This window comes from Bartonella sp. AA81SXKL, from assembly GCF_042196945.1.
In the GTDB taxonomy this organism is placed as follows: domain Bacteria; phylum Pseudomonadota; class Alphaproteobacteria; order Rhizobiales; family Rhizobiaceae; genus Bartonella.
This window is the reverse complement of record NZ_JBHIRH010000008.1, coordinates 50,905-75,420: the sequence shown is the minus strand read 5'-3', so window position 1 is coordinate 75,420 and position 24,516 is coordinate 50,905. Positions and strand designations below refer to the sequence as shown.

The 24,516-nt window shown below is 38.5% G+C and carries 25 protein-coding genes and 1 tRNA gene; 22 read left to right on the top strand and 4 right to left on the bottom strand.

Annotated elements, in window-relative coordinates; genetic code table 11:
• Window positions 1-1,073: 1,073 nt before the first annotated feature.
• Complete coding sequence (locus ACFINZ_RS05725; protein ID WP_375633511.1) at window positions 1,074-2,780, top strand: ATP-binding protein; 1,707 nt, start codon at window positions 1,074-1,076, stop codon at window positions 2,778-2,780.
• A gap of 18 nt (window positions 2,781-2,798) precedes the next feature.
• Here ACFINZ_RS05725 and mscL read toward each other — a convergent pair whose 3' ends face one another.
• Entirely contained in the window at window positions 2,799-3,206 is a 408-nt protein-coding gene (gene mscL / locus ACFINZ_RS05720; RefSeq protein ID WP_375633512.1) for a large conductance mechanosensitive channel protein MscL, read from the bottom strand.
• A gap of 1,328 nt (window positions 3,207-4,534) precedes the next feature.
• Between mscL and ACFINZ_RS05715 the strand changes: the two genes are divergently transcribed.
• From ACFINZ_RS05715 to ACFINZ_RS05625, 19 genes are all read left to right on the top strand, one after another.
• Window positions 4,535-5,617, top strand: a complete 1,083-nt coding sequence (locus tag ACFINZ_RS05715; protein WP_375634864.1) for a quinone-dependent dihydroorotate dehydrogenase — start codon at window positions 4,535-4,537, stop codon at window positions 5,615-5,617.
• Between the two features lie 138 nt (window positions 5,618-5,755).
• Window positions 5,756-5,832: transfer RNA gene (locus ACFINZ_RS05710), tRNA-His, on the top strand.
• Window positions 5,833-6,377: 545 nt separating this feature from the next.
• A complete protein-coding gene (locus ACFINZ_RS05705; protein WP_375636629.1) occupies window positions 6,378-6,689 on the top strand; it encodes a hypothetical protein in 312 nt (103 codons plus the stop codon).
• An 88-nt stretch (window positions 6,690-6,777) separates the two neighbouring features.
• Window positions 6,778-7,683 (top strand): hypothetical protein, encoded by a 906-nt coding sequence (locus ACFINZ_RS05700; RefSeq protein ID WP_375684032.1) that lies wholly within the window; start codon window positions 6,778-6,780, stop codon window positions 7,681-7,683.
• A gap of 22 nt (window positions 7,684-7,705) precedes the next feature.
• Window positions 7,706-7,837: a hypothetical protein gene (locus ACFINZ_RS05695; RefSeq protein ID WP_375674665.1), complete on the top strand. Its 132-nt coding sequence runs from the start codon at window positions 7,706-7,708 to the stop codon at window positions 7,835-7,837.
• Window positions 7,838-7,975: 138 nt separating this feature from the next.
• Window positions 7,976-8,809 (top strand): hypothetical protein, encoded by an 834-nt coding sequence (locus tag ACFINZ_RS05690; protein ID WP_375684031.1) that lies wholly within the window; start codon window positions 7,976-7,978, stop codon window positions 8,807-8,809.
• Window positions 8,802-9,689 (top strand): hypothetical protein, encoded by an 888-nt coding sequence (locus ACFINZ_RS05685; protein ID WP_375634858.1) that lies wholly within the window; start codon window positions 8,802-8,804, stop codon window positions 9,687-9,689. The genes ACFINZ_RS05690 and ACFINZ_RS05685 overlap by 8 nt, the downstream gene beginning before the upstream one ends.
• Window positions 9,690-9,691: 2 nt before the next feature.
• Window positions 9,692-10,606, top strand: coding sequence for a hypothetical protein (locus ACFINZ_RS05680; protein WP_375634856.1), 915 nt, complete (start codon window positions 9,692-9,694; stop codon window positions 10,604-10,606).
• Window positions 10,607-10,878: 272 nt separating this feature from the next.
• Complete coding sequence (locus ACFINZ_RS05675) at window positions 10,879-11,106, top strand: hypothetical protein (RefSeq protein ID WP_375633519.1); 228 nt, start codon at window positions 10,879-10,881, stop codon at window positions 11,104-11,106.
• A 30-nt stretch (window positions 11,107-11,136) separates the two neighbouring features.
• Window positions 11,137-11,454, top strand: coding sequence for a DEAD/DEAH box helicase family protein (locus ACFINZ_RS05670; RefSeq protein WP_375633520.1), 318 nt, complete (start codon window positions 11,137-11,139; stop codon window positions 11,452-11,454).
• A 14-nt stretch (window positions 11,455-11,468) separates the two neighbouring features.
• Complete coding sequence (locus ACFINZ_RS05665; protein WP_375633521.1) at window positions 11,469-11,831, top strand: hypothetical protein; 363 nt, start codon at window positions 11,469-11,471, stop codon at window positions 11,829-11,831.
• A 64-nt stretch (window positions 11,832-11,895) separates the two neighbouring features.
• Window positions 11,896-13,836, top strand: coding sequence for a hypothetical protein (locus ACFINZ_RS05660; protein WP_375701221.1), 1,941 nt, complete (start codon window positions 11,896-11,898; stop codon window positions 13,834-13,836).
• A 65-nt stretch (window positions 13,837-13,901) separates the two neighbouring features.
• The gene (locus ACFINZ_RS05655; RefSeq protein ID WP_375633523.1) at window positions 13,902-14,072 is read left to right on the top strand and encodes a hypothetical protein; all 171 of its coding nucleotides are present in this window, start codon (window positions 13,902-13,904) and stop codon (window positions 14,070-14,072) included.
• 138 nt (window positions 14,073-14,210) lie between these two features.
• Window positions 14,211-14,333, top strand: a complete 123-nt coding sequence (locus ACFINZ_RS05650; RefSeq protein ID WP_375633524.1) for a hypothetical protein — start codon at window positions 14,211-14,213, stop codon at window positions 14,331-14,333.
• A 499-nt stretch (window positions 14,334-14,832) separates the two neighbouring features.
• Complete coding sequence (locus ACFINZ_RS05645) at window positions 14,833-15,399, top strand: hypothetical protein (protein ID WP_375701220.1); 567 nt, start codon at window positions 14,833-14,835, stop codon at window positions 15,397-15,399.
• A gap of 805 nt (window positions 15,400-16,204) precedes the next feature.
• A complete protein-coding gene (locus ACFINZ_RS05640; RefSeq protein WP_375701223.1) occupies window positions 16,205-17,548 on the top strand; it encodes an MATE family efflux transporter in 1,344 nt (447 codons plus the stop codon).
• A 381-nt stretch (window positions 17,549-17,929) separates the two neighbouring features.
• The gene (locus ACFINZ_RS05635; RefSeq protein ID WP_375636642.1) at window positions 17,930-18,049 is read left to right on the top strand and encodes a hypothetical protein; all 120 of its coding nucleotides are present in this window, start codon (window positions 17,930-17,932) and stop codon (window positions 18,047-18,049) included.
• A gap of 639 nt (window positions 18,050-18,688) precedes the next feature.
• Window positions 18,689-18,817, top strand: coding sequence for a hypothetical protein (locus ACFINZ_RS05630; RefSeq protein ID WP_375684027.1), 129 nt, complete (start codon window positions 18,689-18,691; stop codon window positions 18,815-18,817).
• Between the two features lie 109 nt (window positions 18,818-18,926).
• The gene (locus ACFINZ_RS05625; protein ID WP_375655218.1) at window positions 18,927-19,052 is read left to right on the top strand and encodes a hypothetical protein; all 126 of its coding nucleotides are present in this window, start codon (window positions 18,927-18,929) and stop codon (window positions 19,050-19,052) included.
• An 808-nt stretch (window positions 19,053-19,860) separates the two neighbouring features.
• Here the strand turns inward: ACFINZ_RS05625 and ACFINZ_RS05620 are convergent.
• From ACFINZ_RS05620 to ACFINZ_RS05610, 3 genes are all read right to left on the bottom strand, one after another.
• Entirely contained in the window at window positions 19,861-19,986 is a 126-nt protein-coding gene (locus tag ACFINZ_RS05620) for a hypothetical protein (protein ID WP_375614153.1), read from the bottom strand.
• Between the two features lie 72 nt (window positions 19,987-20,058).
• Complete coding sequence (locus tag ACFINZ_RS05615; RefSeq protein WP_375636608.1) at window positions 20,059-21,279, bottom strand: MFS transporter; 1,221 nt, start codon at window positions 21,277-21,279, stop codon at window positions 20,059-20,061.
• A 10-nt stretch (window positions 21,280-21,289) separates the two neighbouring features.
• Window positions 21,290-22,069, bottom strand: a complete 780-nt coding sequence (locus tag ACFINZ_RS05610; protein WP_375633531.1) for a hypothetical protein — start codon at window positions 22,067-22,069, stop codon at window positions 21,290-21,292.
• A gap of 981 nt (window positions 22,070-23,050) precedes the next feature.
• Between ACFINZ_RS05610 and ACFINZ_RS05605 the strand changes: the two genes are divergently transcribed.
• Both ACFINZ_RS05605 and ACFINZ_RS05600 read left to right on the top strand, forming a co-directional pair.
• Complete coding sequence (locus ACFINZ_RS05605; protein ID WP_375633533.1) at window positions 23,051-23,746, top strand: hypothetical protein; 696 nt, start codon at window positions 23,051-23,053, stop codon at window positions 23,744-23,746.
• 217 nt (window positions 23,747-23,963) lie between these two features.
• Complete coding sequence (locus ACFINZ_RS05600) at window positions 23,964-24,179, top strand: class I SAM-dependent methyltransferase (protein ID WP_375636605.1); 216 nt, start codon at window positions 23,964-23,966, stop codon at window positions 24,177-24,179.
• The last annotated feature ends 337 nt before the right edge of the window (window positions 24,180-24,516 follow it).

The window sequence follows — 24,516 nt, the reverse complement described above, 5'->3', positions numbered from 1 at the left end:
TTTTTTTATATAATATTAAAAATTTAAATGGAGAGTAATAAAGAAAAAGCGATCTTTTGTATTAAGACTTCTGACGAGGTAAACAAGCTGATATCAAAGGAGATTATGAGATATTTTTAACATTTCTAAATGATATGGAATATAAAGAAATTAAACAAATCTTTATATGAGGACATATGATTTGTGTTCTCTTTTCTACAGAGAATTTTTTAATAAAATAGTGCGGTGGCATATTTTTTTTCTTTTGTAGCGATTCTAATGAAAGAAAGATCTTTGGAAGATTATTGAGAGCATCATAAAAAAATGCCCAATATGCAAGTTCTGTTGCATGGGGTACTTTAAAGCGCTACGCTGAATTTATTATCATTTGATATTATTGGCTCAAGAAAGGTGTTCTTACGAGAAGCTTTATTTGAAAAAGAGATTTTTATAATGCAGTATATTGATTGATAGTAATTTATCATTATTCACAGTGAATAAAAGTCTCAAACATTGTAAGATTTTCTCATTTCAAATCTGTTTCTGTTGAAACAATTAAAACCATTTCCTTGCGTATCATAATAATGTAGGAGTAAAAAAGTTAAAAATGCTGCTTATGAATGCCTTCAAATGCTAAGAACTATTGGTGACATTAGGGGCTGAAATTAGTATAATGATGGTGCTAACCAGCTCTTTTATAAGCATAAAAATGGTAATGCACAATGCCTTGATATCCTCTATAGGGACCTTTACATTACACCATTTACGGATGCTGTCGTAAAATAAGCTTGGGGATCTTGGGAGTTATTTTTTCAAAACAGGCGCATGAATGCGTAAAATAAGTGTATTCTTTTTGAGTACTATTTATGCGAGGGAGATGTTATCATTATTGTAACAAGATTTATTACAATAATGGGTGAATGAGCAACCAGAGCTGGAAGCTTCTTTTTATTCTTGTTTTGTTGATGAAACAGTCAAAATTTTGCTACAGACAATTGATATGAGATATCAAGTTATTATAACCAGAACAGATAATTGTAAACAAATTAGCATTATTCATTTGAGAGTAAATCCAACACTTTTTAGTTTTAGTTATGCCATTAAAAGCAGATGAGTTAAAGTTAAATACAAATGAATTAAAATGTCAGCAAGAAGCTTTTCGTTTTACACCAGAGCTTTTGCCACGGCCTTTTACGTGGGAAATCGATCACAATGGTTTGTTTTGTGAAGTCTCAAAAGAGCTAGCTGAAGTTGTTGGTCCTCTCTCTTCTTCTATTTTAGGGTGTAGTTTTCATGAGCTTGCTCATCAATTTAATGATGATCGATATCTGGTTCTCAGTCATTTTATTGAAGCGGCTATGCCTTGGAGTAAAGAGATTGTTCAATGGCCTGTTGATGGTTGCTTACAATGGCTTGATGTTGAATTGTCGGCTTTGCCAATTTTTGATGTTACAAAGCAGCTTAAGGGGTTTCGTGGCTTTGGTGTTTTAAAAATACAAAAAAAAGTCCAAGAAAAAAGAAATGAAAAGCTAGAAACAGAAATGCTATGTCTTACGGAGATAGAACGCTCAGCTTTTCGTGAAATTGCAGAGCAATTGCGTGATGAATTGAATTCATCGGTAAAAGAAGAAAATTTAGTTGAAGAAACAGCTATTCAGTTACCATATGCACAAACATTGTCGGTAAATGCTATAGAACAAGCTCTCGTAAAAGAGCCCGCTGCAGTTTTATCATTGTTGGATACAGCAACAGATGGTGTTTTATGGTTGGATGAAGAGGGCTTTATTCAATCAGCGAGTAGGGCAGCCTTAGCATTAATGGGTTATGAAATAAATGAACTACGAGGACAGCTATTCTCTTCATTATTTACTTTGCAAAGCCGACTTTTGGTTGAAAAATATTTTAAATCAATCCGTATGGAGGGAAAAAATCAGGTTTTAAATCGCAGTGAAACCGCTGATTTAATGACAAAAAATCATAAAAATATAACCGTTTTGATAACGATTGTATTTTTGGCAAAGCAAGGCAATTATGCTGTTATGTTGCGTGATAGGACACAAACAGTTCCATCAGGAGAAAAAAAAGCAGAAGAGGATAAAATCGTTGGAGTTGTTCATGAAATACGAACACCTTTGAATGCTCTTATTGGTTTTGCAGAAATTATGAGAGAAGGCCGTTTTGGTTCGATAGAAAATGAGCGCTATCATGGATATTTACGCGATATTATTTCCTCTGGAAAACATATATTATTGCTGATTAATCAATTACTAGAGTGCTCGAAGATAAATTATTCTGGTTCCGATAATCAGATTGATTCTTCCCTTACTTATGAAACATTTGATGTAATATCTTGTTTACGTGCAACGATAGCTTTTCTTGAAACTCAAGCCAATCAGAACGGCATTATCATGCGTATTGTTGCTCCACCTCACGTTCCATTTATTCCTGTATCACAACAAGTGTTTCGCCAGATTATATGGAATCTTCTTTCCAATGCTATTCGTTTTACACCTTTGGGTGGACAGATTATTGTTCACGTTTCTTATAGAAAAGAACGTGTAAAAATTTCAGTGAGTGATAATGGTATAGGGATGAACGAAGAAGAAATTATACAGGCACTGCAACCGTATGGTCAAGTAGAGCGCAAAGATGGCCGATCTGGTGATAGCGCTTTTATGGGAACAGGTTTAGGCCTTCCAATGTGTAAAGCAATGGTGGAAGAAAGAGGGGGACAATTTTTACTGTTCTCAAAACCCAATCATGGAACAACTGTGGAAATGTTTTTTCCTCGTGTTCCATGATGTAAATCTTGCATAAAATTATTTTTTCTTAGCCAAAAGATCTCTAATTTCTGTTAAAAGTTGTTCTTCTGAAGACGTTTTTTTGGGGCTTTCTTCTTCTTTTCTACGAATTTTATTCATAGCTTTAACGAATAAAAAAAGAACCCAAGAAATAATGAGAAAATTGATAAGTAAAGTAATAAAGTGTCCATAGCTAATGGTTGCTCCAGCTGCTTTGGCGGCACTCAATGTTGCTTGTTTTTCGCCAGCAAGTTGAATAAACATATTAGAAAAATCAATTCCACCCGTAATCAGCCCAATGATTGGCATAAAAATATCATTGACAATTGAGTTGACCAAGCTACCAAAAGCACCCCCTATAATCACACCGATAGCAAGATCAATCATATTACCTTTTAGGGCAAATTCTTTGAATTCTTTAAGCATTGCGTTTTCCCCTTTATATAAGCGATATACGGTAATTTACTTACCGCTTTTGATGAAAAAGGAAAGGGCAGATTTTATTTTTAGGATTATATTACGATATTAATATTATTTTCAAAGAACTTTATAAGGTTTAATAAAGAGCTTTAGGGCTCTATTTGAATGTACATAGAATATTTCCTAGAAAAAAGCTTTTTTGATAAAAACTATATCTGCTTTTTCAACAGAAAGTAGAAAACTGTAGCTTAATTTATATAATTGCCTCAAGATTTTTATTTTAACATTAAAAAGAGAGATTTTTACACAATACCACAAAATGGGCAGTGTTGAAAGCTGAGCTATCAGAAAGCTTCTCAAATGAAGTGCATATATTGGCATAACATTTTATTATAAAAAGAAAATTTAGGAATAAAAAATATATTTCAGCGCTGATAGAAGAAATAGATAAATGAGACAGAAGTAAAACTTATAATTTAATTCCTCTTAATTCAGTAAGCGATAATAGCAATTAGGAGGGCATTATGGCTTATCTAAAAGCTATTTGTATTGGGTTGCATGAGCTAAAATGGCGATAATTCCGATGGAAGAAACACATTTCATCTGCTGGAAGATTGTATCAGTTTATAAATAGCAGAGCTATAGGGTTTGCAAGATCATTTTGGTTTGAAGTCGTTGGTATGATGTGTGAGTTCAATGATCAACTGTCATTACTTGAAACATATGTTAGACAGAGCACTTAATAGATGCAGAATTGTATTTAACGCATCAGAAATGGCAAAGGAAACAACGCAGATTCCTCAAAATTTTATCAATAGAGTACAAATTGATTGAACATTCTGTTACTAATAAATGGTGCAACAATAGTATGAATTTAGATGACTTTATGAACCATGTATTCTATAAATGCTAGGAAAAAATAGCTTTATAAAGCAAACTCTGTTTCTATTGGAAACGATATTACACAAAGGAACTTTGGGAATAGAGATAATTTGCCTGCATTTTTAAGAGAATTATGAGCTTGCTTTCATGAGACGTTACAAAACCATGACTATGGTGAAGAGCCTTTGATGTTTCAATTCATGCTGCATTTTATAATATTAGGATTCATATTTTAATCTTTAAAAAATGTCGAAAAAGAGAAACATTTTTTAAGAATAAAAAATTCTTTACATAGTATAACCAATATAAACATGTATGGCTATTATGTGATGAGTTTTCTTCTAGAAGGGGAATATTATTTGGATAATATGCTCTCTTTGATTGGTAATCTTTTATGTTAAAAGGTAGAGGTGAGGTGCGATGGATCATTTTTATGTTGTGGAGAAGAATTGATGAGTTTTTTTCGTTGTATTGGCCGTTCTGCCTTATTTATGTTGGATCCAGAGCAAGCACACGGTTTAGCGATTCTCGGGCTGAAAAGTGGATTAAATGGTTGTCAAAAGGTTGTCGATAAACGATTGTGTGTAACTATTGCAGGACTTGAGTTTGAAAATTTTATTGGTCTCGCAGCGGGGTTTGATAAAAATGCAGAGGTTGTAGATGGTATTTTTCGGTTAGGATTTGGTTTTACTGAAATTGGGACAGTGACACCAAAGCCTCAGATTGGAAATCCTAAACCACGGCTTTTTCGTTTAAAAGAAGATGAAGCGATTATTAATAGAATGGGTTTTAATAATGATGGACATCAAGTTGTTTACAACAGATTGCGTGCGCGTAAAAAAACTGGTGTTGTAGGAGTCAACATTGGAGCCAATAAGGATACGGTCGATAAGATTGATGATTATACTGTTGGTATTGCTCATTTTTATGATGTTGCTGATTATTTTACGGTTAATATTTCTTCTCCTAATACACCAGGTTTACGTGATTTACAGGTCCGTGACAGTTTGCATCTTTTGTTGAGTGCAGTTTCGCAAGCGCGAAATGAGCAAGAGAAAAAGCATGGATTTTCCATTCCCATTTTTTTAAAGATTGCTCCCGATTTATCAGAGAAAGAATTGGATGATATTGCTGAAGAAATAAAACTTTCTGATTTTGATGGACTCATTGTTTCCAATACGACTCTTTCACGCCAAGGTCTTAACAATAGTCACCTCAGCAATGAAAAGGGAGGGCTTTCTGGACGTCCACTTTTTGAACGTTCTACTATTGTGCTTGCAAAAATGCGTCAAAAGTTAGGGAAGGAGATTGCAATTATCGGCGTTGGCGGTGTAAAGGATGCTGAAACCGCTTTGGAAAAAGTAAAAGCTGGTGCAGATTTGATTCAATTATACAGTGGGATGATTTATGAAGGTCCAAATCTTGCCATAACTATTCTGAAAGAGATTTTGCAAATGATGCACCAAGATGGTGTTGATAACATAAAAAACTATCGTGATCATAGTCTTGAGCATTGGGCAAAATTTCCTTTGTAAAAAACACTTTTTTCTTCACAAAAAATTGCGAGTTTTGTTTAAAGGGGCTTGCAAACTTTGTTGATCTTCCTTATGTCACATAAGCAAAGGATAAATGTTTACGAAATCGTGAGCAGTTATAATGCGTTTGTTTTTTGTGCGGTTGTAGCTCAGTTGGTTAGAGCGCTGGTTTGTGGCACCAGAGGTCGTAGGTTCAAATCCCACCAACCGTACCATTTGTCTTGTTACAACTTTTCTAATTCTTATTTTTGGCGTTTTGTGAGGCGGTTAAAAGCCGCGCTTGGCGGGCTTTTTTGCGTGTGAGCCGTCACGGAGCAAAGACCTTGCGCGGATGATTTTTTTCAAATTTTGCCCAAAACGGAATGATACGATCAATAATCGCTTGAAATATAAACGGGTTAACTGAATCTATGATTCTGATTGCAATTGCAATAATAAATATCTCTATCAGTATATTTATATACTTTTAGTATATTTTGTAAACCAAGAGAATCCTATTTTACTTTCATTATTATTGCTCATAATATAAACCATTAAGTTTAAACACATAAAATAAGTAAGCATAAATTTACTAAAATATGCCATATTTTTGACACAATGCCCTTAATTTTGTCAACTATATATTATAAATATGAACTTGCATGAAAGTGCATTCATATCTCCAGGGGTGTTTCGGTGGTTAATTATGGGTAAGCCATTCTGGCGCGGGAACATAAGTAACCTTGGGGGATTTATTTATACAATAAATTGGGGAAAATAAATGGGAAGTTCAAGTGGTTCGCACGATTATTGCAGTGCCGATAATTTTAGTAGCAAATATAACTCTGGTAGTGCGTTTGGTGACAAGTATGGTGGTCACGTTGGCATTGCGAGTGGTGTTGTCGTAGGATTGGCAGCGCGTAATCCTATGGTTGGCATGACCGTAGGAAGCTTTGCGCAAGGTGTAGGCGATAAGTTCGGAGGCATCATAGGCGGTTATGGTGGTTATGGTGTGGCTGCTGTCCAGTGTGGCACACAGTTTTTGGGTCAATCTATTGCTAATTCAGGTGGTGGGATGTTGATGCACTTTTGATGTAGTTCTTTGGGTTATCCTAAAGCCTAGAACGGTGGTACTGTAAAAGGTGCCACCTTTATGTTTGGAATATTGCACAGGAGGAGCTATGGGCGCGTTTGGTTTAGTGCTCGTTTATTTTTGTCTGTGGTTTGGCATATTGTATCTATTCCTCAAAACTATTGCTATTAATGGAAAAAGCATGTTAGGCAGGGAAAACATGGTTGCATTCATAGTGGCGGCATTGGTTGTTCCTCCTCTCATGTATGCCTTTGAGTATATAGTCGGTGTGCCGATAACATCTCCTCATGTTATTATAATTATGTTCTTTCTTTCTTTTTGCATTGAATTTATACCCAATATAGTAAACAATATAAAGTGCTTTAGTTTGGCCATTATCGCAAGTTGCCCCATTTTTTTCATCGCAGCTGGTTTTATGGTTATGAGTGATGGCGTTCTGTTAGATTTTTTTGATCTGCAGCTTTCGAGCTATATTTATCTGCTTTTCATTATTCCGTTGATGATAGAGGGGGCTCGCTATGTCCTAATTGCTAAAGCTTTGAAGGAAAAATCTATGTCCGTGCTAGATTTAAGCATTTGCATTGGTTGTGGGTTTGCCATAGGCATCTTTTTTGTGTCATCACTGCTTTTATCAGACCTTCGAGAAATCTATCAACAGATAGGTTTTGCAAACAGGGAGACAGTGAAAAAAATGTTTGATTATGCGGTGCTTGGTTTTGCTATTCTAATGGGCCAGGTTTTTTTGACATTTTTGATGGTTCTCTTTGTTACTACAAAGAAATATTATTGGTTGGTCCTTGATGTTCTTGCAGAGCTGTTTTTTAGCCTCTTTGTTTCTTATTCTATAGCGTTTGTTCATACAGACGATAACTATGTAATGGTTATAAAGTGGCTTTGTTTGCTGTCTGCTGTTTATTATATGTACGTGCGTTACATTAAATCAAAGAGTGTCAAGCTTAGCGTGATTAACCCGTTTAAAAAGAAAACTGAGTGAGAAGGCAGGAGGCTATAGTTCTTTGGGTTTTATCCTAAAGCCTAGAGCAGCCACCCCAAGAGGGGCAGTTTCTGGAGCAATAGTAGGCGGGGTCCGTGACGCAGCCGCGGGTATTGCTAAAGCTGGTTGGGATTGTGTTCGCTCTAAGTGGTGAAATTGTTGTTTGACCTAGCTTTGTTAACAAGGTAAAGGCCTTGCTGAGGGGTACGCTATCAGCCTCTTAGCAGGGAGTTTCTCTTCCGCAATAATATCTTGGTATGCTTGGGAGGGCAAGGCGCTTTAAGGAAATTATATGTCTGACTTAATTTTTGGAATGCTGCTTAGTTTTGGGATAAGTTTCAGCCCTCGTCTCCTTAAAAACAATGGCTTGTTGGGCGAGCGCATCATTTTGGGGGGGCTAGCTGGCCTTTCCTGCGCTATCATCTTCGCTTATCCACATAGTGAAAGTGGGCTTACAGACTTATCTTTGCTTTTGGTATGTTATCTTGGCATGCTTTTAATTCTGCACGAGCGCTACTCATATAAATATTTAGTTCTTGGATTCTGTGGTGCAGTTGCTGCCTTGTGTATTGGGGCAGGTTTTGTATATTTGAGCTCTTTGTTGCCATTGCCTGCTTTGTCTGCTGCTAATAATAGCCAGCAGCAGGTGGTGCATTACATGAGTTTGGTTGCTGCAAACTATCCCTTTTTTATCCTTTTGATATCAGTTTTAACTGCGGAGCTTTTGCGTTTGTGGTTGCTTCGCGTATATAAGCCAGAATTAGCTGCGCGTAAGGTCCTTTATTTCGGGCTGGGCTGGGGTTTTCTAGACTTATGCTATAAGACCCTCCCAGCTCTTTTTCTTTACTTGAATTACCGTGTTGATAGGGCGCCACAAATGGCGGGCTATGTCGCATTTGAATCTTGTCCACAAGCGATCAGCTATCTTATTGCCGCGGGCATGATTGTATTGATGCATGTTGTAAATACGCGCTTTATGTATCTTGGTTTCCAAGATAAGCGCAAGGTCTATTCCTATCTGCCTTTTGTAATTCATTTTGCGGTTGGTCTTTTGTTTATGTTTGACATTTCTTCAGACTACGCAATATTAATAAATTCTATTTCTGAGGCTTGCAATAATGCTTGACAAATTGACATTATCTGTTATCGGCGCCGTTTTTTGTCTGGTGCTGATTATTTTTCCTTTGATGAAGAAAAAAACATTGGTTGAACATTTGGTTTTCTTGCTCGTTGTTTTGTGTCTTGTTTTTCTTTATGTTTATGGCGCTACGAGTTATTTTCCTTATTATGTTTTGGCGCTTTCGCTTATATTGGGGTACCGCTGGTTACTCTCTTTGGTTAAAACGTTTAAAGGCACGAAGGCGATTATTGGGGCAAGCGCTGGTTGTTATGTGCTTTTGATTTTTTTTCTATACGGCTTTATGCGTATGATAGGTAGTTTGATTTTTGATTTTTCTGCTTATAGTACGCCTAATATTGTTTTTGCTGTTGGTCTATTCCCTATAGGCATGGCGATTATGCAGTTTTTTTTGCTCTCTCATTGGGTGGCAGAAGATAATGGCAATGGTGTAGAGGCAGCACTGGGCGTGGGAATGGGGATTTGGGGGGCTGCTATAGGGCTTGCACTGCTTACATCTCTACCAGAAACTGTGAAAATCCTAAAAGGAGCCTTTAGTCTTGATAGAGACGCCTTACTTTCTTTACTTGAGACGGTAATATATTATACGTTTATTATAGGTCTGAATCTTTTATCAACTTTTTTAATGCTTGTGGTTTGCCTTGACAAGAAATGGCGTTTTTTTGTTCTTATCCTGCTTTTACAATGCTTGGCGGCTTGGGCGCGCTTTTCATGGCGGGCCGCTGAGCCAGAACTTCTTGCAATTGGGCATTATACAATCGCTACTATTCTTATGTTTGCTCTTATGCGGCAAATTTATGATTTTGTGCAAGACAGATTATCCATGAAGAAAAATAGCAGTTACGCTGTAGTAAATGAGGGGGCATAATAATGTTGGTTTTATTTATTACTTCGCTTCTCGCGGGACTTATTTATGGCGCTGTCATTTATAATTTTTTTCGCTCTACATTTAGTTGGATAAATGTTCTGTTGAGCGGCATAGTTTTTGGGGTGATTGTTCTGTTAGTATGGCGTTACTCGGAAACAGAACATAAACTTGATGCCTTACGTTTACTGCAAGTGCTTGGCGTTGTTTTTCTTCTATGTGTGTTTCATCATTTTCTGAAGTTCAAATTGGTTGTCGCTGGTGCTGTGGGATGGTTTGTTGCTAGCTGCATTGCTGGCGGGTTTATTGCTTTTTGGGAGCAATCTGTAATAAAAACGCTTTATATGATGAGTATTGTTGAAACCAAGAGTCGTGCAGAGCAGGGGCTGGCGCTTGTTTTTTTATTTTTAACATTTTCGGTTTTTTTTGTTGTAGCAGAAGAAGCTATGCGTCGTTGGTTAGTTACTAAGTTTTATCGGTGCTCGCCTAGTTTGTTGTGGCGTTTGCCGCTGAATATTGGCATAGGCTGGGGTTTATGCGAATTAGTTTATAAGGCGCTAGGGCCTTTCCTTGTTTATAATGGCTGGCCTATTCGATCTAGGTTATTAGCCAATGAGTATGTAATTTTTTATTCCTGGACGCAAGCGAGTATTTTTTTGTGTGCTTTAATGAGCGTCATACTTATGCATATTTTCAATACATGCTTGGCGTATCGTGGTGTTGTTACGCGCTCTAAATTTTATGCGTGTGCGCCTTTTTTTGTCCACGCTATTGCTAACTGTTTCGGTGCAACAGTGCTGGTTACAGAGAAGGTTTGGTTTAATGTTGGGGGCAGCTTGTTTATTCTACTTTGTGTGATGTTGTTCATATATTTTGAAAGCAAAAATCCTTTAATACAAAACATAAAATTGCGCGCTTAAAGTGTTGTAGAGTGATGAATAATTTTGCGTACTCTAAGTATGGCTAGAGAGCCTGATACGCGCTTGCTGTTCTGCAAAAAAATAGAGAAGGTTAGCACCGACGTAACGCGTCCAGTACCAAGAGCGACGTCATTTCTGCACTAATTGGGGGGAGGGTGTGCCACTGTCCACGTGCATATGGGAGTTTGCAAATATGCTATCATGTAACTTTCTAGTGTTTTCCTTTCTATTATCCTCCATGAGATTGAAGATGGGAATCTTGAGGCGGCGATATGAGACTTAAATTTAAACAACAAGAATTTCAAAATGATGCGGTTAAAAGCGTCATTGATTTGTTTAAAGGCCAGCCACAACGGAATTCTTCTTTTTCTTTGCATTCAGAACAAGGACAATTAGCGTTAAATGAATTTGGTTATGGTAATCAATTATTGATCAGTGATGAAAGCATATTAGCAAATTTACGAGAGGTGCAACAGAACAATAAACTCTTGGCGAGTTAGACGCTAGAGCAAAAGCAGTTTTCTATTGAGATGGAAACGGGAACAGGCAAAATTTATGTCTATAGCAAGACGATTTTTGAGTTAAATCAACGCTATGGCTTTACCAAATTTATTATTGTCGTACCAAGTGTTGCTATTCGCGAAGGGGTATATAAATCACTTCAGGTAACAAGGGAGCATTTTCAAGCAGAGTTTGATAATCTGCCCTATCGTTATTTTATTTATAATTCAAAAGATCTTTCGCAAATTCGCCAATTTGCAAGCTCTAGCAATATTGAAATTATGATTATCAATATTGATGCATTTAAAAAGCAGAAAATATTATCAACCTTCCGCAAGATAGACTGAATGGCGAAAGCGCTATGCGCTATATCCAAGACACAAAACCGATTGTGATCATAGATGAACCGCAATCGGTGGATAATACAGCAAAAGCGAAGGAGGCTATTGCGAGCCTTAACCCGCTTTGTGTTTTCCGCTATAGTGCCACGCATAAAGATGAGATTAATCTTTTATATCGTTTAACACCTGTTGATGCTTATCAAAAAGGACTGGTAAAGCAAATTTGTGTTTCTTCTAATCAGATAGAGCAAGATTTTAACCGTTCCTATATTGCCTTGAAATCCGTATCACACAAACATGGCTTTAAGGCGCGCTTAGAGTTGGATATTGCGGGAAAGAATGGCACGGTGAGCCGCAAAACAGTTACAGTGAGACGGAGATGATCTGTATCGCGTTACGGGCGGACGTGAGCTTTATAAGGGCTATATTGTTTCGGGTATCAATTGCATGGCGGGGGATGAAGCTGTTGAGTTTTCTGATACTGAAATTGTCAAATTTGGCCACGCACTTGGTGATGTGAATACAATAGAGCTTAAACGCGCACAAATTTATCGCACTATAGAAACACATTTAGATAAGGAATTGCGGCTTGTGCCTTTAGGGATTAAAGTTTTATCACTTTTTTTTATTGATGAGGTGGCTAAATATCGTAGCTCTGATGAAGAGCCAGCACTTTATGAGCGTATGTTTGAAGAATGTTATGAAGAGCTGTTGGCGAAAAAGAAATATGCCTCCTTGCGAACTAAGTTTGCGCAAAATATTCGAAACGTGCACGGCGGTTATTTCTCGCAAGACAAGAAAGGCGTGTATAAGGATACAAAGGGCGACAGCCAAGCTGATGATGACACTTATAACACGATTATGCGCGATAAGGAGTGGTTATTATCTTTTGCATGCCCCTTGCGTTTTATCTTTTCGCATTCGTCCTTGAGAGAAGGCTGGGATAATCCGAATGTGTTTCAAGTGTGTATGTTGATTGAACAAAAATCGAATTTTACCGCACGGCAAAAGATTGGTCGCGGTTTGCGCTTATGCGTAAACCAACAAGGTGAACCGGTAGAAAATAAAGATATAAATGTGCTGCATGTCATGGTGAATGAAAGCTTTGCTGAGTTTGTGAGTACATTGCAAAAAGAATTAGAGGCGGATATTGGTTATAAACTTGGTACATTGCAGATGGAGCATTTGGTTGTCCGTATTTATGAAGATGTAAAATATGTGGCTGCTAAAGTGGAAGTATCGCAAGCACAAAAAATTGTTAAAATACTTGTTGCAAAAGATTTTATTGATGAGGCGGGTGTCGTTAAAGTAGATCAAAATTTAGTAGCGAGCGAATTTGATGCTATAGGGGCGGAGGAAATGCCACGCGAATTGCGTCAAGAAATTGTGAAAAAAACTGATGCGGGCGCGCTTATTAATGTTGAGATACTGCAAGATCTGATTTATATGACAGCTGTGACGGAAGCAAAGATTCTGTCTTCGCAAGAGGCTGCTGATATATTGGTTGAGTTGCGTGAAAAAGCCTTGCTTACATCAGCAGGAAAAATCACAGATACATTAAAAGCGCAATGGGCGACTGGGACGTTAGATTTAAGTGAACGTTTTAGTAAAGGGCAAAAGCAGGCTGTGCTGCAGGCGCTAGAAGCGAGCCAAGCCATGCCGATTATTCGTAATGCTACGCGCGAAGTGCGGGTTAAGCTTAAAAAGCAAACAGTGGCTTCGCCAGAGTTTTTGTCCTTGTGGGAGAAGATCAATAAAAAGACCACTTATCGTGCAAAGCTTGATCGCACAGAGTTTGTTGCCAAAGCAGTGGATGCAGTGGAAAAAATGGCACCAGTTGCGCCCGCGCATTTGGTTTATCAGACAGCAGAGATAGAACTGGATAGTGCTGGTGTGACCTATGAAGAGCAGTTATTAAAGCAGAGTGCGCTTGATTATAGTTTTTGTGCACTGCCGAACATTGTACATTATTTGACCTTAAAGCTGAAATTAACCGCAAAGACAATTATTGGTATTTTGACAAAGAGTGGTCGTGAGCATGAGTTTGTGAAAAATCCACAAGCTTTTTTAGAGTGCATAGAAGAAATACTCAATAAAACCTATGTTAATCTTACAATTGATGGCATTAAATATTTAAAGCTGGTCGGGCAAGAATATAGTGTGCAAGAGCTTTTTACCAGTGAAGAGCTTGTGGCAAATTTAGAGCGTACAGCTGTTGTGAGTGAGAAGAGTGTGTATGATCATGTGGTTTATGAAAGCAGTGTGGAGAAAGAGTTTGCGCAAAATCTCGATAATGACTCTGATGTAAGATTGTTTTTTAAACTGCCAAGAAATTTAAAAATAGCCACTCCCATTGGTTCTTATACGCCTGATTGGGCGGTTTTTTAGAGTGAGATGGCGCGCAAAAGCTTTATTTTGTACTGGAAACAAAAGGAACGAATAGCGAGTTTGATTTGCGCCTTAAAGAATTACTGAAGATTAAATGCGGTAAAGCGCATTTTGCTGCACTGCAAACGAGCGTTGCGTTTAACGACCAGCCGGTGATAAATTGGCGTGAATATAAGCGTACTTTGCCCGAAGGGGCGCATGAGTTTCCAAGTGCTGCGGTGGTTGTTGCAGAATGATTGGTGCATGAAATACTTAACGTGGGTGAGGGGGAGAGCAAAGCTTTTTATATCAAGATAATAAATTGACAAAAGGTAGCTATAATGTACACTTCATGTTAAATTTAATTGTTTTCATTTAATACGGGGGGTAAAGTTATGAAAACTAAAAATATGTATAATCCACTGAAAAAAATTAAAATTAAGCGTGTTGATGTTGCTACGCTCAAAGCCCGAGTAAGTGAGCAGAAAATGGCTGCTCGATGTGCCCTTCTGAATTGAGATTTTAAAATATATAAAGCTGGCGGCAGAAAAAACGCCAGCTTTATAGCTTTTGGATATATTAATGACGATAGATTATGAAGTTAAAAAGTTGCTCTATGGCTGTGCGGCAATGAGTGGGGGTCGGCTGATTACAGATTCTTTCCATGCTTTTTTTCTTGTCTATGGGCGTTAGTATAACACAGTTAGCTTTATTACAAATTGTGTTTAGCGCAGCTATTTGTATTTTTGAAGTGCCTTGTGGGATTTTAGGAGATAAAATTGGCGTTAAAAAAATGTTATCTTATCATGTTTCTTTTTTTCGCTCTTTTTCTTTTTATGTATCTACGCGCCTAATCTTTTTGTCTTAATTCTGGCAGAAATTATTTATGCTTTAGGCTTTGCTTTATGTTCTGGCGCTGATAGCACATGGATTAAAGGCTTAATCGACGGCGGTGGTTACAAGGGTAATTTGATCTACCACCAAGTAAACGCCTATAAACGGGAACTAGCGGCATTCATGAATATGGTTGCTGGTGCGCTAGGTGTTCTTATTGTTTTGTGTATGGATAATTATCAGTCAGCATATTATTTTTGTTCTTTCGGGTTTCTCGTGCTTGTATTCTTGTTTAGTCGGGTGACGGGGATAGCTATTGCATCCGTTTCGGATAGTCAGCCAATAGACTCAGGTTCTTTGTTGCATGCAACAGAAGCTTTTGCTTATTTAGTTACCTCAAAGATCGGGTTATATTATATATTGATATGTGGTTTTATTGTTGCTGCATTGCAGCCAGTATTTCATTTTTGGCAACCTTTTATTTTTGGACAAACAGGAGTATTAGACAATGCAACAGGAAAGACTAAAATTCTTATTCTTGGCCTGTGCTTTGTGTCTTATACTCTCGTAAAATACTTATTTAATCGCTTTGTAATTAAATATTTTATGCAAAAATACGCTCCTATGGCGATAACTTTGTATTCACTAGTCCTGAGTGCTGTTGTTATGCTTGCTCTGCTTCTCGTTGCAAACAGTTGGGCCCCCATTATTTTATTCACCGTATTTCACAGTTTTTTTCTGTCCCCGTAACGCAGTTTGAAGCAGAATTTTTTAAACATATTCAACAAAAGAATGCAAATACGGTTTTATCCATTGTTAGTTTTCTTGCTCGTATTTTTGGTATTTTAGCGCTTGTGCTGATTGGTTGGTTGGCAAACAATGTTTGTATAGAAGCAGCTTTTTGTTTCGCCTTGGTTTGTATATGTTTAATTATCCCGCTTAATTTGGCTTGGCTTTATACTGATAAAAAGTTAATAAAGACGAGGAGGTTTGAGAGTGAAGATACAGTTGAATAGGGACTTGCCTATGACTTACATAAAGACACAGGAAAAAATAGTGTGTGGGTCATCTTATATGGATTTAGTCGAAATTAATAGCTGTTTTAATCGGTGTATAGGCACAATGGATTGTAAAAATGCTAATGCCTGTGTTTTTTGACAACTTGGTCGGCTTTGTTTTTTACGTATGTAAGCAGCGAATAAGCAAAGGTTAGCACAGGTGTATTACTTGCAGTACCAAAAAGTTTGATTAAAAATACTAAAAATGGATATACAAGACGAACAAACGGCTCGCTGAGGATCTTTTATCAATGACTGTAGTTGCTTGGGGGCATAATATTGTACAAAAAAAACGCATGGCATAAAGTCCAAAAAACCAATAAAGGCGCATTGCGCTTCTCTTTTAAGAACTGGGCATCTCCTCTTACCGTAATGCGTTCTCATTATGCATCCTTTAGGAAAGACTTGCGATGGAAAGGCTTTACGGAAAAAATCAATGTGTTTTGTTTAAAAGATCCGATCTTAATACACCTTTCAATATGGAAGGGTATTTCACAATGTTTGTTGTGATGAAGCAATTGCTATCTCTTGGCATGCCACTGGCTATAGGGTTTATCTCTCAGATGATAATTTCCTTCACAGATGCAGCGCTTGTAGCGCATTTAGGCGTGCAAGCCTTGAGTGGTACAATGTTAGCTCTGAGTATATTTAGTTTTGTTATGTTGTTTGGGCTAGGTATTATTACCGCGGTTGCACCAAAACTTGCGGAAAGTTTTCGCAGACAAGATAGATATGCATTAAAGGCATGGTTTGATCAAGGAATATGGCTTTCCCTTGTGATTGGAATGATGAGTGCGATCATTTTACTCAACACGAGGAATATTTTGTGTTTTCTCGGCCAAGATGGGACAATTGCCAATATAGCGCAGGAATATAATAGTGGTGCTGCTATAGGAGTGGTGTTTTTTTATCTTTATGTGAATAGCCGGGGATTACTGTCAGCAATTGGTAATCCAAAGCCCTTAACCTGGGTTATGTTTGCGGCTATCCTCGTAAATTTTCTTATCTCTTGGCTGCTTATTTTTGGTATAGGTTCTGCAAGCGGATTAGGTGTCTTTGGTGCTGGAATTGCGAGCAGTTTGATCCGTATTTTAATTGTTATTGCAGCAGCAATAATATTGTCCCGCAATTCTGCTTTTCATTCTTTTCGCTTTAATTATTTGAGACCAAAGTTAGAGATTTCACGAATAATAAAATTGCTGCGAGTAGGGCTACCTATTGGTATACGTATTCTTATTGCGGAGGGCTTTCCTTCTGTCATTGCATTCATGATTACGGCTTATGGGATCGAATCTTTGGCCGCACATACGATAGGGATGCGACTCGATATGCTTATTTCTGTGGTGGCTTTGGGGATTTCCAGCGCAGCCGCGACAATAGCAGCGTGGTATAGAGCAGATAGGAATAATATGGCTCTAAAACAATTGCGTATGAGTGTCACAGTTTTTGCTGTAGCTTATGTCTTATTTTTATCAGTGGTTGTTTATCTCTCTTATGAATTTATCCTTACAACCATCTTTAATATTTCTGAAGACAGCGTTGTTGTTTTCTCTTGGAAGTTGCTTCCGTTCATCTTATTGTCTTTTGCTTTTGGCACTTTAGGAGCTATGCTCAATGGCATACTTGTGGGTTTGCTTGATACGTTTTGGTCAACAATTGTTGTAGCAATAAGTTATTGGGGGTTAGGCCTATTTGGGGGAGCGCTAATGACGCATTTTTTTGAATATGACTTTATTGGCTATTGGCTTGGCATGATTGGTGCAAGCTTAATCGTTTCTATCTTTAATTATATGCGCGTGGGTTATTTAATAAAATGCAATCCTATGTTTGGGGCAGAGTGAGTGTTATAAAGCGCTTGTAAAGCACTAGCTGTGAAGGCTTAGCTACTCACCGTCCATAGAGGCTGTTTTACTTCTATAGAGATAACAATATAGCTTACAAAACTTGCTTAATATTGAAAAGAAGTGCCTTTGATTGTAGCCTTAATATTCTTTATTGAATTTTAAAATAATATGGATTTATTAAAATCATTCGGCTTTAATTTAAGAGTAAGTTCGGTAGATTGGAAGAGTTTAATACCTTAAAAAATGACGAGAAAAAACGTGCTTATATTCATACGCCGTTGAGGAGGCATTTAAAAAAGTTGTTGTTTTTATAAGTTATTACCATTGCGATGCTAAAGTGTATGCATTTGTTAAAACAATCGCAGCTGCGACGGTGTTATTCTTGCAAGTCCTATTTATCACGGATCTTATTCAGAGGAATTGAAGAATGCTCTTGATAATTTAGATTATGATGCTTTTTGGATAAAGCTTTTGGTCTTCTCTCTCATGACAATATAAGCAAAAATGCGCACTGCCATGTGTATATTTGGTACTAATTGTGCATATGCTTTATGGACAAGCTCTGCAATATCAAGTTGCTTCAGCTAAAGATGATTTTGCGTTTGAGAATGAAAACCGTACATGGAGACTGAACAGTGTAAATGTATGGGCTCGCTGCGCACATCTTGTTGATGAAATGTACAATAAGGGTGGAGGATATGATCAAAATTGATAGGAAATACCGTTATTTAGTCGTTGGTGGTGCAGGAATATTGGCTCTCTTGTGCCGGTTATTAGGGCTGAACAACGTGATTATCGCAGCGCGTTTTCGTTCTCATCAATCCAAAATTGAGTTATTTCAGACAAGGGCTAAATGTATATTTTGGAGATTATTATAAGCCATAGGCACAATTTTAAAAAGGGATACCACTATAGACGGGCTTGAAATATTGCATATTATGGGGGGCATTCGCCTGCACATGCATTTTCGTGTAGGTTGAGATTGAGCGGTTGGTCTTCTTACCGAAGCTGCTTGCGTATTGTTCATGTTTTTGGTTCTAATGCAGAGGATAAAATAATCTCTGGATGTGCGCATCATAATAAGATTGATTCTACATCTGTAAAATTAGGTCGGAAAAGGCGATCATAGGGCCAACGGTGGTCAATAAGAAAAGTGTTTATGATCATGAGATTTGTGAGAGCCGTATTGAGAAAGAGTTTGCGCAAAATCTCGATAATGACTCTGATGTAAGATTGTTTTTTAAACTGCCAAGAAATTTAAAATAACCATTCCCATTGGTTCTTATACGCCTGATTGGGCGGTTTTTTAGAGTGAGATGGCGCGCAAAAGCTTTATTTTGTACTGGAAACAAAAGGAACGAATAGCGAGTTTGATTTGTGCCTTAAAGAAATGCTGAAGATTAAATGCAGCAAGGCGCATTTTACCGCTCTTGAGACTGGTGTGGTGTTTAACGAGGCACCGGTGATGAGTTGGCGCGATTCTAAGCGGGGATGGTGGTAGAGAGAGTGGGGGCTGTGGTAAGAGTGGGCGGCACGAATGACGCTGTCTTTAGTTGCGTACCGCCAAGCTAATTTTGTGCTTTGCGAAATTCGCTAAGGCTTTTGGACGTACCGCGTTTACCGCGTAATAAAATCTTATGAATATCATGCAGAAGGCACGCAGAAATGGGTGATTGCGTGTCTAGCTTCCCAATGCCGTAATAATGCCGTAATTAGGTACAGCTACATAATGAGATAGCTCTTCAATATCATCAGTTGCACTGATACTTTTTCTTTATTTTCAAACAATAATAGGTCAGATGGTAACGATTATGTCCTTTCTATCTAAGAAAAGAGTAGCACCGCTTGCGTATATGTACGAGTAAAAGTCAATCAACATTGGTCTGAGGTAAAAACCGTCAATTATTTCTAATACACCTAAGGATTTCATAGCTTACTCTAACGGTTTATATAAAGCCGCCCTTTTAAAAGGTGGATTGGGTGGAAAATTTATTGGGATATAGGCTTTATGAATCTCTCGAACTAAGCTTTCTACTATGCAGGCCCTAAGGCGTGAATGCATATATGGTCGCATCTGTTGCTGCATTGTGTAGGCAGGGATCCTAAACTAGGAAAGGAGGGCTGCTCTTTTAATTACAAAGGAAGAATACGGCGCGTAAGTGCAGCAAAATGTATTTTGAGGAGCAGTAAAGGGGTGAGGCATTTGATGTCCAGCGGGTAACGGATTAACTGGAGTATAAGTAGGCATTGCTAGGGCGGAGTTTTTAGTTAAGAATTGCACTTCGTACGCTATAAGCTCTCTGCATCCTTCATATAGGCGTTGGATCATCGCCCAATGCAACGTAAAGGGGCTGTTTTGTCTTTAGCGTTTGTTTGGCTGCTTCTATAGTGCCGCTGGCTCTATCAGCCATTATGGTGATAATTTTCTCATCCAAAGAACAGATCAATCGATTGCGTAATAGGGTATGTGTGCCTTTTTTGACCGTGTCTTTTTTTTAAAGCAGCTGTTACCTCGTGGCAGGATTGGGTGTGTTTATATGATCAGCCTGCCAAAGAAATGGAAGCGTTATCGCGATAGCCACCAATAGGAGCCCAGCGATAAAGGTGGCAGCAAACTGCAATGATATAAAAGAACCAAGGACGCCGACCAAAAAGCTTCCGACCGGCGTTCCAGCATAGCCTATCACTCGAAAAGCAGAATTAGCTCGCCCGAGAAGTTGCTTTGGTGTGAGGCGCTGCCTGAAGGCGGTAACACCAATAAACCATAAGCTTGCTCCAATGCCAGCGATAAAGGTGACGCCCCATACGACGACAGCACTTTTTGAAAAGGCTGGAATCAACAGCAAGACAACCGTTCCTAAACCGTCAGTGAGAACAGCTAGGCGCACCGGTGCATAACGTATATGCGGTGCAAATAAGGCACCTGCCATTGTACCAAGCGCGTAGGCTGCAAACATCACGCCATATTGGCTGCTATGTAGGCCCAGATACCGACTGTCGGTAACGAAGAAGATGAATGAGGTTAGGAATGCTCCAAATACCACCGATAGAAAGAATGTGAGTAATGTAAGGGAGGTAAGATGCCGATTTGAAAAAATGAAATGAAAGCCGGCAATGATATAACGGAAAGTGATGTTTTCTTTATCAGGTGTTGGCGATGTCGGAACAGCATGGCGAGCGGTAAAAATCAATGTGATAAAAAGCACGATTAACAGGCCGAGAAATAGCAGTGTGCTATGCGCTAAAATGCTGCTTGTTATGACAGGGGCAAGAAAATAGGAGACCCCGAAATCTAAAAACAAGACAATAGAGTAGAAGGTCATCAATCGCTCTCCCTCCATGATAAGTGGTGGAATCGTCATTATATAAGCTTCGGCAGAAACGACGATGAATCCAGCAATGGTTGCATAGAAGAAAATTTGTTCGGTTGGAGTAATCTGTATCATGAGCAGTACGAACAGGACAATATGCAGTAGCATGAAGATGAAGAGAGCCGAGGTGGCAAGTTTTATTTTGTCGCAGCGATCAAGTAAAGCGCCTGCAAGGATGCCGAAAATTGGCCACGCTAATGAAAAGAGACCTTGCGCCCAACTTACTCCGATTATGCCATATCCAGATTGTCTTGCTAATAGCGGGATGGCAGTGCGCAAAGCACCGCTGAGTAAGGCGAGCAGACTAACGGTTAGGCAAAAATAGCGTATGTTCTTGTTGGCAAAAAGCGTGAACATTCTGTTCTCCTTAAGATGCCACACAGGTTTCCGCTGTTCCATCAAGTACGGCGGTTGTATTCAGCATGTTTGCGACATAGTCGTCCAAGATATTCCTGTCTTCCTGAGGTAGAAGAAAATACATAAGGTTGGAATACCATTGCCAACCACGCTGAGTCAGCTGGAGATTGTTATCACTTTCTGCGATGAGACCTGCACCTATGAGCTGTTGTAGGTTATTGTATACGAAAGAGGGAAGTGCGGTCCAGTCAATTCTTTCTTTTTTGGCATAGCCGTTATAAGGTAGCCGCATACACAAAGCTTTGGAGGCTTGTTGCTCCGCTGATACCCAATTGTAGTATACTTTGGATTTTCCTTTAAGTTGTATGTCGGTAATGTATCCGCTTCGACTGGGATTGGCTCGTGTGACGAGTGAGCCGAGAATCGACAGTGCTGACGCCCCAAAGCCAACCACATAATTGTCATGATAACCATGCAAATATTTGTGATAGCGGAAATAATTAGCTGAACTCGTTTTAGCGAGCGTTAGAGGAGTGTTATTGGCAATTTTGATATAGGAATGCCCATTACACGGCGCATAGCCGCAGCTGCGCATAACGATATCGCTAAATAATCGAAGCATCTGTCGATGCTGTAGGCTGGACGGTTTTAGCCCTTTTTGTGCGTAAGACTTATGCAGTTGCGACGTGATAGCCAGATTGTTGATTGCATAGAGGTTGATGGTTTCAGGGTGAAGCTCGCTGGCTTGCTTCAAATCGTATAATAGTTCTTCAGCTTGCTGGCTGTGCATGCCATATAGTAGGTTGAAACCGACATGTCCAATTATGTCTTGTGATCAAGCCACGGTATTGTTGATTTGTTCACGTGTTGAGGTGAGGTTAAACAATGATCGGAAACGCTCAATGAAACTCTGTATGCCGAAGCTGATTCAGTTAACGCCGATCTCACGGGCAGCATAAAGTTTATCACGTATGACGCTCTTCGGTTCGCTTTCCAGTGTAAATTCGGTTAAGGAAGAGAGCTCAAATTCGGCATGCAATACTTTTCCGATGTGTCGGATATTATCTGCGGACAAAAGCGACGGTGTGCCGCCCCCCTATATAGATGCTGCGGATGGGCCCTCTAAGCGAGCGAATGAAATTTCCTTTGGTTCTGATCTCTGTGGTAAGCGCTGACATATAAGATTCGATTTGCTTAACGTGCTTGTAGGCCCCTTTCTGAAAGGGACAGAAGGAACAGATGGTTTCGCAAAAGGGAATATGCAAATAAAGAGAAATGGTACGCGCTTGTGGAATCTGCTTACTTTGCGCTAGTTTATTAAAGTCTAGGTAATCGTAAAATTCATTTGAAATAGTGCGAAATAACGGATATGTGAAGTTGTAAATCGGCTTGAGTTGATCGAACTTCACAAAAGGATGATCCACGAGTTGCATAGCTTACCTCCCCCAATTTCTTAACTCGCACTATATTATTGACGGGCGACAGGTGATCCAATCATCCGAGTGTATTACCAAAGATTTTTACGGAACATAATGAATCCTCCTTTTGTAGAAGTTATATGTATTATACATATAACTCATTATATGAACAGATGAGCTTGTTTAAGAGGCAATGTAAAGATAAAAATATAAAAGAACTTTCTCTTGCAGCCTTATGGTCTGATATTGTAATTGGTATCCTGTTTTACGCGGTCGGGCTATGAATGCCTAGGGCGAGAAAAAGCAGGGTATTTTAATGGACGTGCGGGGTATCTTTGTTATGTTGCTGGGATTTGGAATTTGCGTCTGGTTATGAAATATCATTAGCGCAAAAAGATGGTTTTAAAGGTAGAGATACATTTTTTAATATCCCTGTAAAACTTCGAGAAGAGATAGAATTATCTATTAGAAAACATATAAATATCCAGTGTGATAATATTATCGAATTACATGACATCATCACTCTTGCACGCCATTTTGACATATTACCTAAAATCTCATTGAGATTGTGCCATGTACTGGCAAACGGGGATAGATCGTGTTTTGGTATGACTGCGGCGAAGTTACGTGCCGCATTATCTTTGCTAGAATCCAATAGGATTAGGCTTAATGGGGTGCCTTTGCATGTGGGCTCTAATTTGAATTCGACTGAGTTAATAGTATCCACCTTAACTAAGGCTGGAAAGGATATTTACGCATTGAAGGATCAAAAAAGTTTTATCAGTCTAGGCGGAGGATATCCGACTTCCACAGCATTTTGCGATGCCGTGACGGTCAATGACGAATACCCTCGTAAAATTTATGAGGCATTATCACAATTGGGTTGTGATTTACATAAGCTTACGGTAATTATTAAACCTAGGCGTATTATATCTAAAGATTATGGTTATTTATTCTCAAATATTAGCTCTATAAAAGAACAGAATGGTACGAACTTAATTATAATCTGGGCTCTGGGGATGTGTGCTCAATCTGCACAGTATCACTAGATCATAAGTCAAAGTATGTGAAAGTAACTGATACAAAAAAGATTTTACGATAGTGAAAGATCGACGTAAAGGACGTTAGTTCAAAGGAAATTGATATTATTGTGTTCTCATATCCTGATTTTTTGGCTTTTTAGATATAAATAACACACCTCCTAGTGGGCTGGAAACTATCAAATGTTGGATCACGCATGGCGCAATTAGCAAAAAATCCTATCTATTGGATTTGGTATGCTCTACTAGATTCTCAGCTCTAAATATTGTGTGCGAAGTGCAATGTCAAGCGGTGGGAATTGATATAAGTGCAGAGTCTGTACCATCCGCTCAGAACAAGGTTGATAGCTCTGTTATGCAGACGATGGTTAAGTTTCATGTCGGAAATGCTGAGCGTATGACTTATCCTGAAAATACATTTACGCATATTATGGCGGGGTGAGTGTTTGTAAGCACTAGCTGTAAAGGCTACTCACCATCCTAGGGTGTTTACTTCTATGTGGATAACAATAGAGTTACAAAACTTGCTTCATATTAAAAGAAAAGTTTCTTTTCTTTTAATATGAAGCATTGCTACAACCAAAAGGAAATTAAATATCTCGCCTTTATTATTCTCGTCAATGTTTGCTTATATATGATTATTTGAATCGGAATTAGGTTACGTACAATATGGTATTTCTCGCTATTTTATATAAGGAGAAGGTTCGCACCGATGTATCGGGTGCAATATCAATTTTTTCACTATGGTGATAGGATAGCTTTTTGAGCGTAAAGTTCTT

Coding starts and splice junctions, on each gene's coding strand:
- ACFINZ_RS05665 (WP_375633521.1), top strand. CDS start 11,469: ATGCGCTATATCCAAGACACAAAACCGATTGTGATCATAGATGAACCG.
- ACFINZ_RS05705 (WP_375636629.1), top strand. CDS start 6,378: ATGGGAAGTTCAAGTGGTTCGCACGATTATTGCAGTGCCGATAATTTT.
- ACFINZ_RS05645 (WP_375701220.1), top strand. CDS start 14,833: ATGAATATGGTTGCTGGTGCGCTAGGTGTTCTTATTGTTTTGTGTATG.
- ACFINZ_RS05690 (WP_375684031.1), top strand. CDS start 7,976: ATGTCTGACTTAATTTTTGGAATGCTGCTTAGTTTTGGGATAAGTTTC.
- ACFINZ_RS05725 (WP_375633511.1), top strand. CDS start 1,074: ATGCCATTAAAAGCAGATGAGTTAAAGTTAAATACAAATGAATTAAAA.
- ACFINZ_RS05610 (WP_375633531.1), bottom strand. CDS start 22,069: ATGCACAGCCAGCAAGCTGAAGAACTATTATACGATTTGAAGCAAGCC.
- ACFINZ_RS05700 (WP_375684032.1), top strand. CDS start 6,778: ATGGGCGCGTTTGGTTTAGTGCTCGTTTATTTTTGTCTGTGGTTTGGC.
- ACFINZ_RS05615 (WP_375636608.1), bottom strand. CDS start 21,279: ATGTTCACGCTTTTTGCCAACAAGAACATACGCTATTTTTGCCTAACC.
- mscL (WP_375633512.1), bottom strand. CDS start 3,206: ATGCTTAAAGAATTCAAAGAATTTGCCCTAAAAGGTAATATGATTGAT.
- ACFINZ_RS05670 (WP_375633520.1), top strand. CDS start 11,137: ATGGAAACGGGAACAGGCAAAATTTATGTCTATAGCAAGACGATTTTT.
- ACFINZ_RS05715 (WP_375634864.1), top strand. CDS start 4,535: ATGAGTTTTTTTCGTTGTATTGGCCGTTCTGCCTTATTTATGTTGGAT.
- ACFINZ_RS05650 (WP_375633524.1), top strand. CDS start 14,211: ATGAAAACTAAAAATATGTATAATCCACTGAAAAAAATTAAAATTAAG.
- ACFINZ_RS05675 (WP_375633519.1), top strand. CDS start 10,879: ATGAGACTTAAATTTAAACAACAAGAATTTCAAAATGATGCGGTTAAA.
- ACFINZ_RS05660 (WP_375701221.1), top strand. CDS start 11,896: ATGGCGGGGGATGAAGCTGTTGAGTTTTCTGATACTGAAATTGTCAAA.
- ACFINZ_RS05640 (WP_375701223.1), top strand. CDS start 16,205: ATGTTTGTTGTGATGAAGCAATTGCTATCTCTTGGCATGCCACTGGCT.
- ACFINZ_RS05680 (WP_375634856.1), top strand. CDS start 9,692: ATGTTGGTTTTATTTATTACTTCGCTTCTCGCGGGACTTATTTATGGC.
- ACFINZ_RS05685 (WP_375634858.1), top strand. CDS start 8,802: ATGCTTGACAAATTGACATTATCTGTTATCGGCGCCGTTTTTTGTCTG.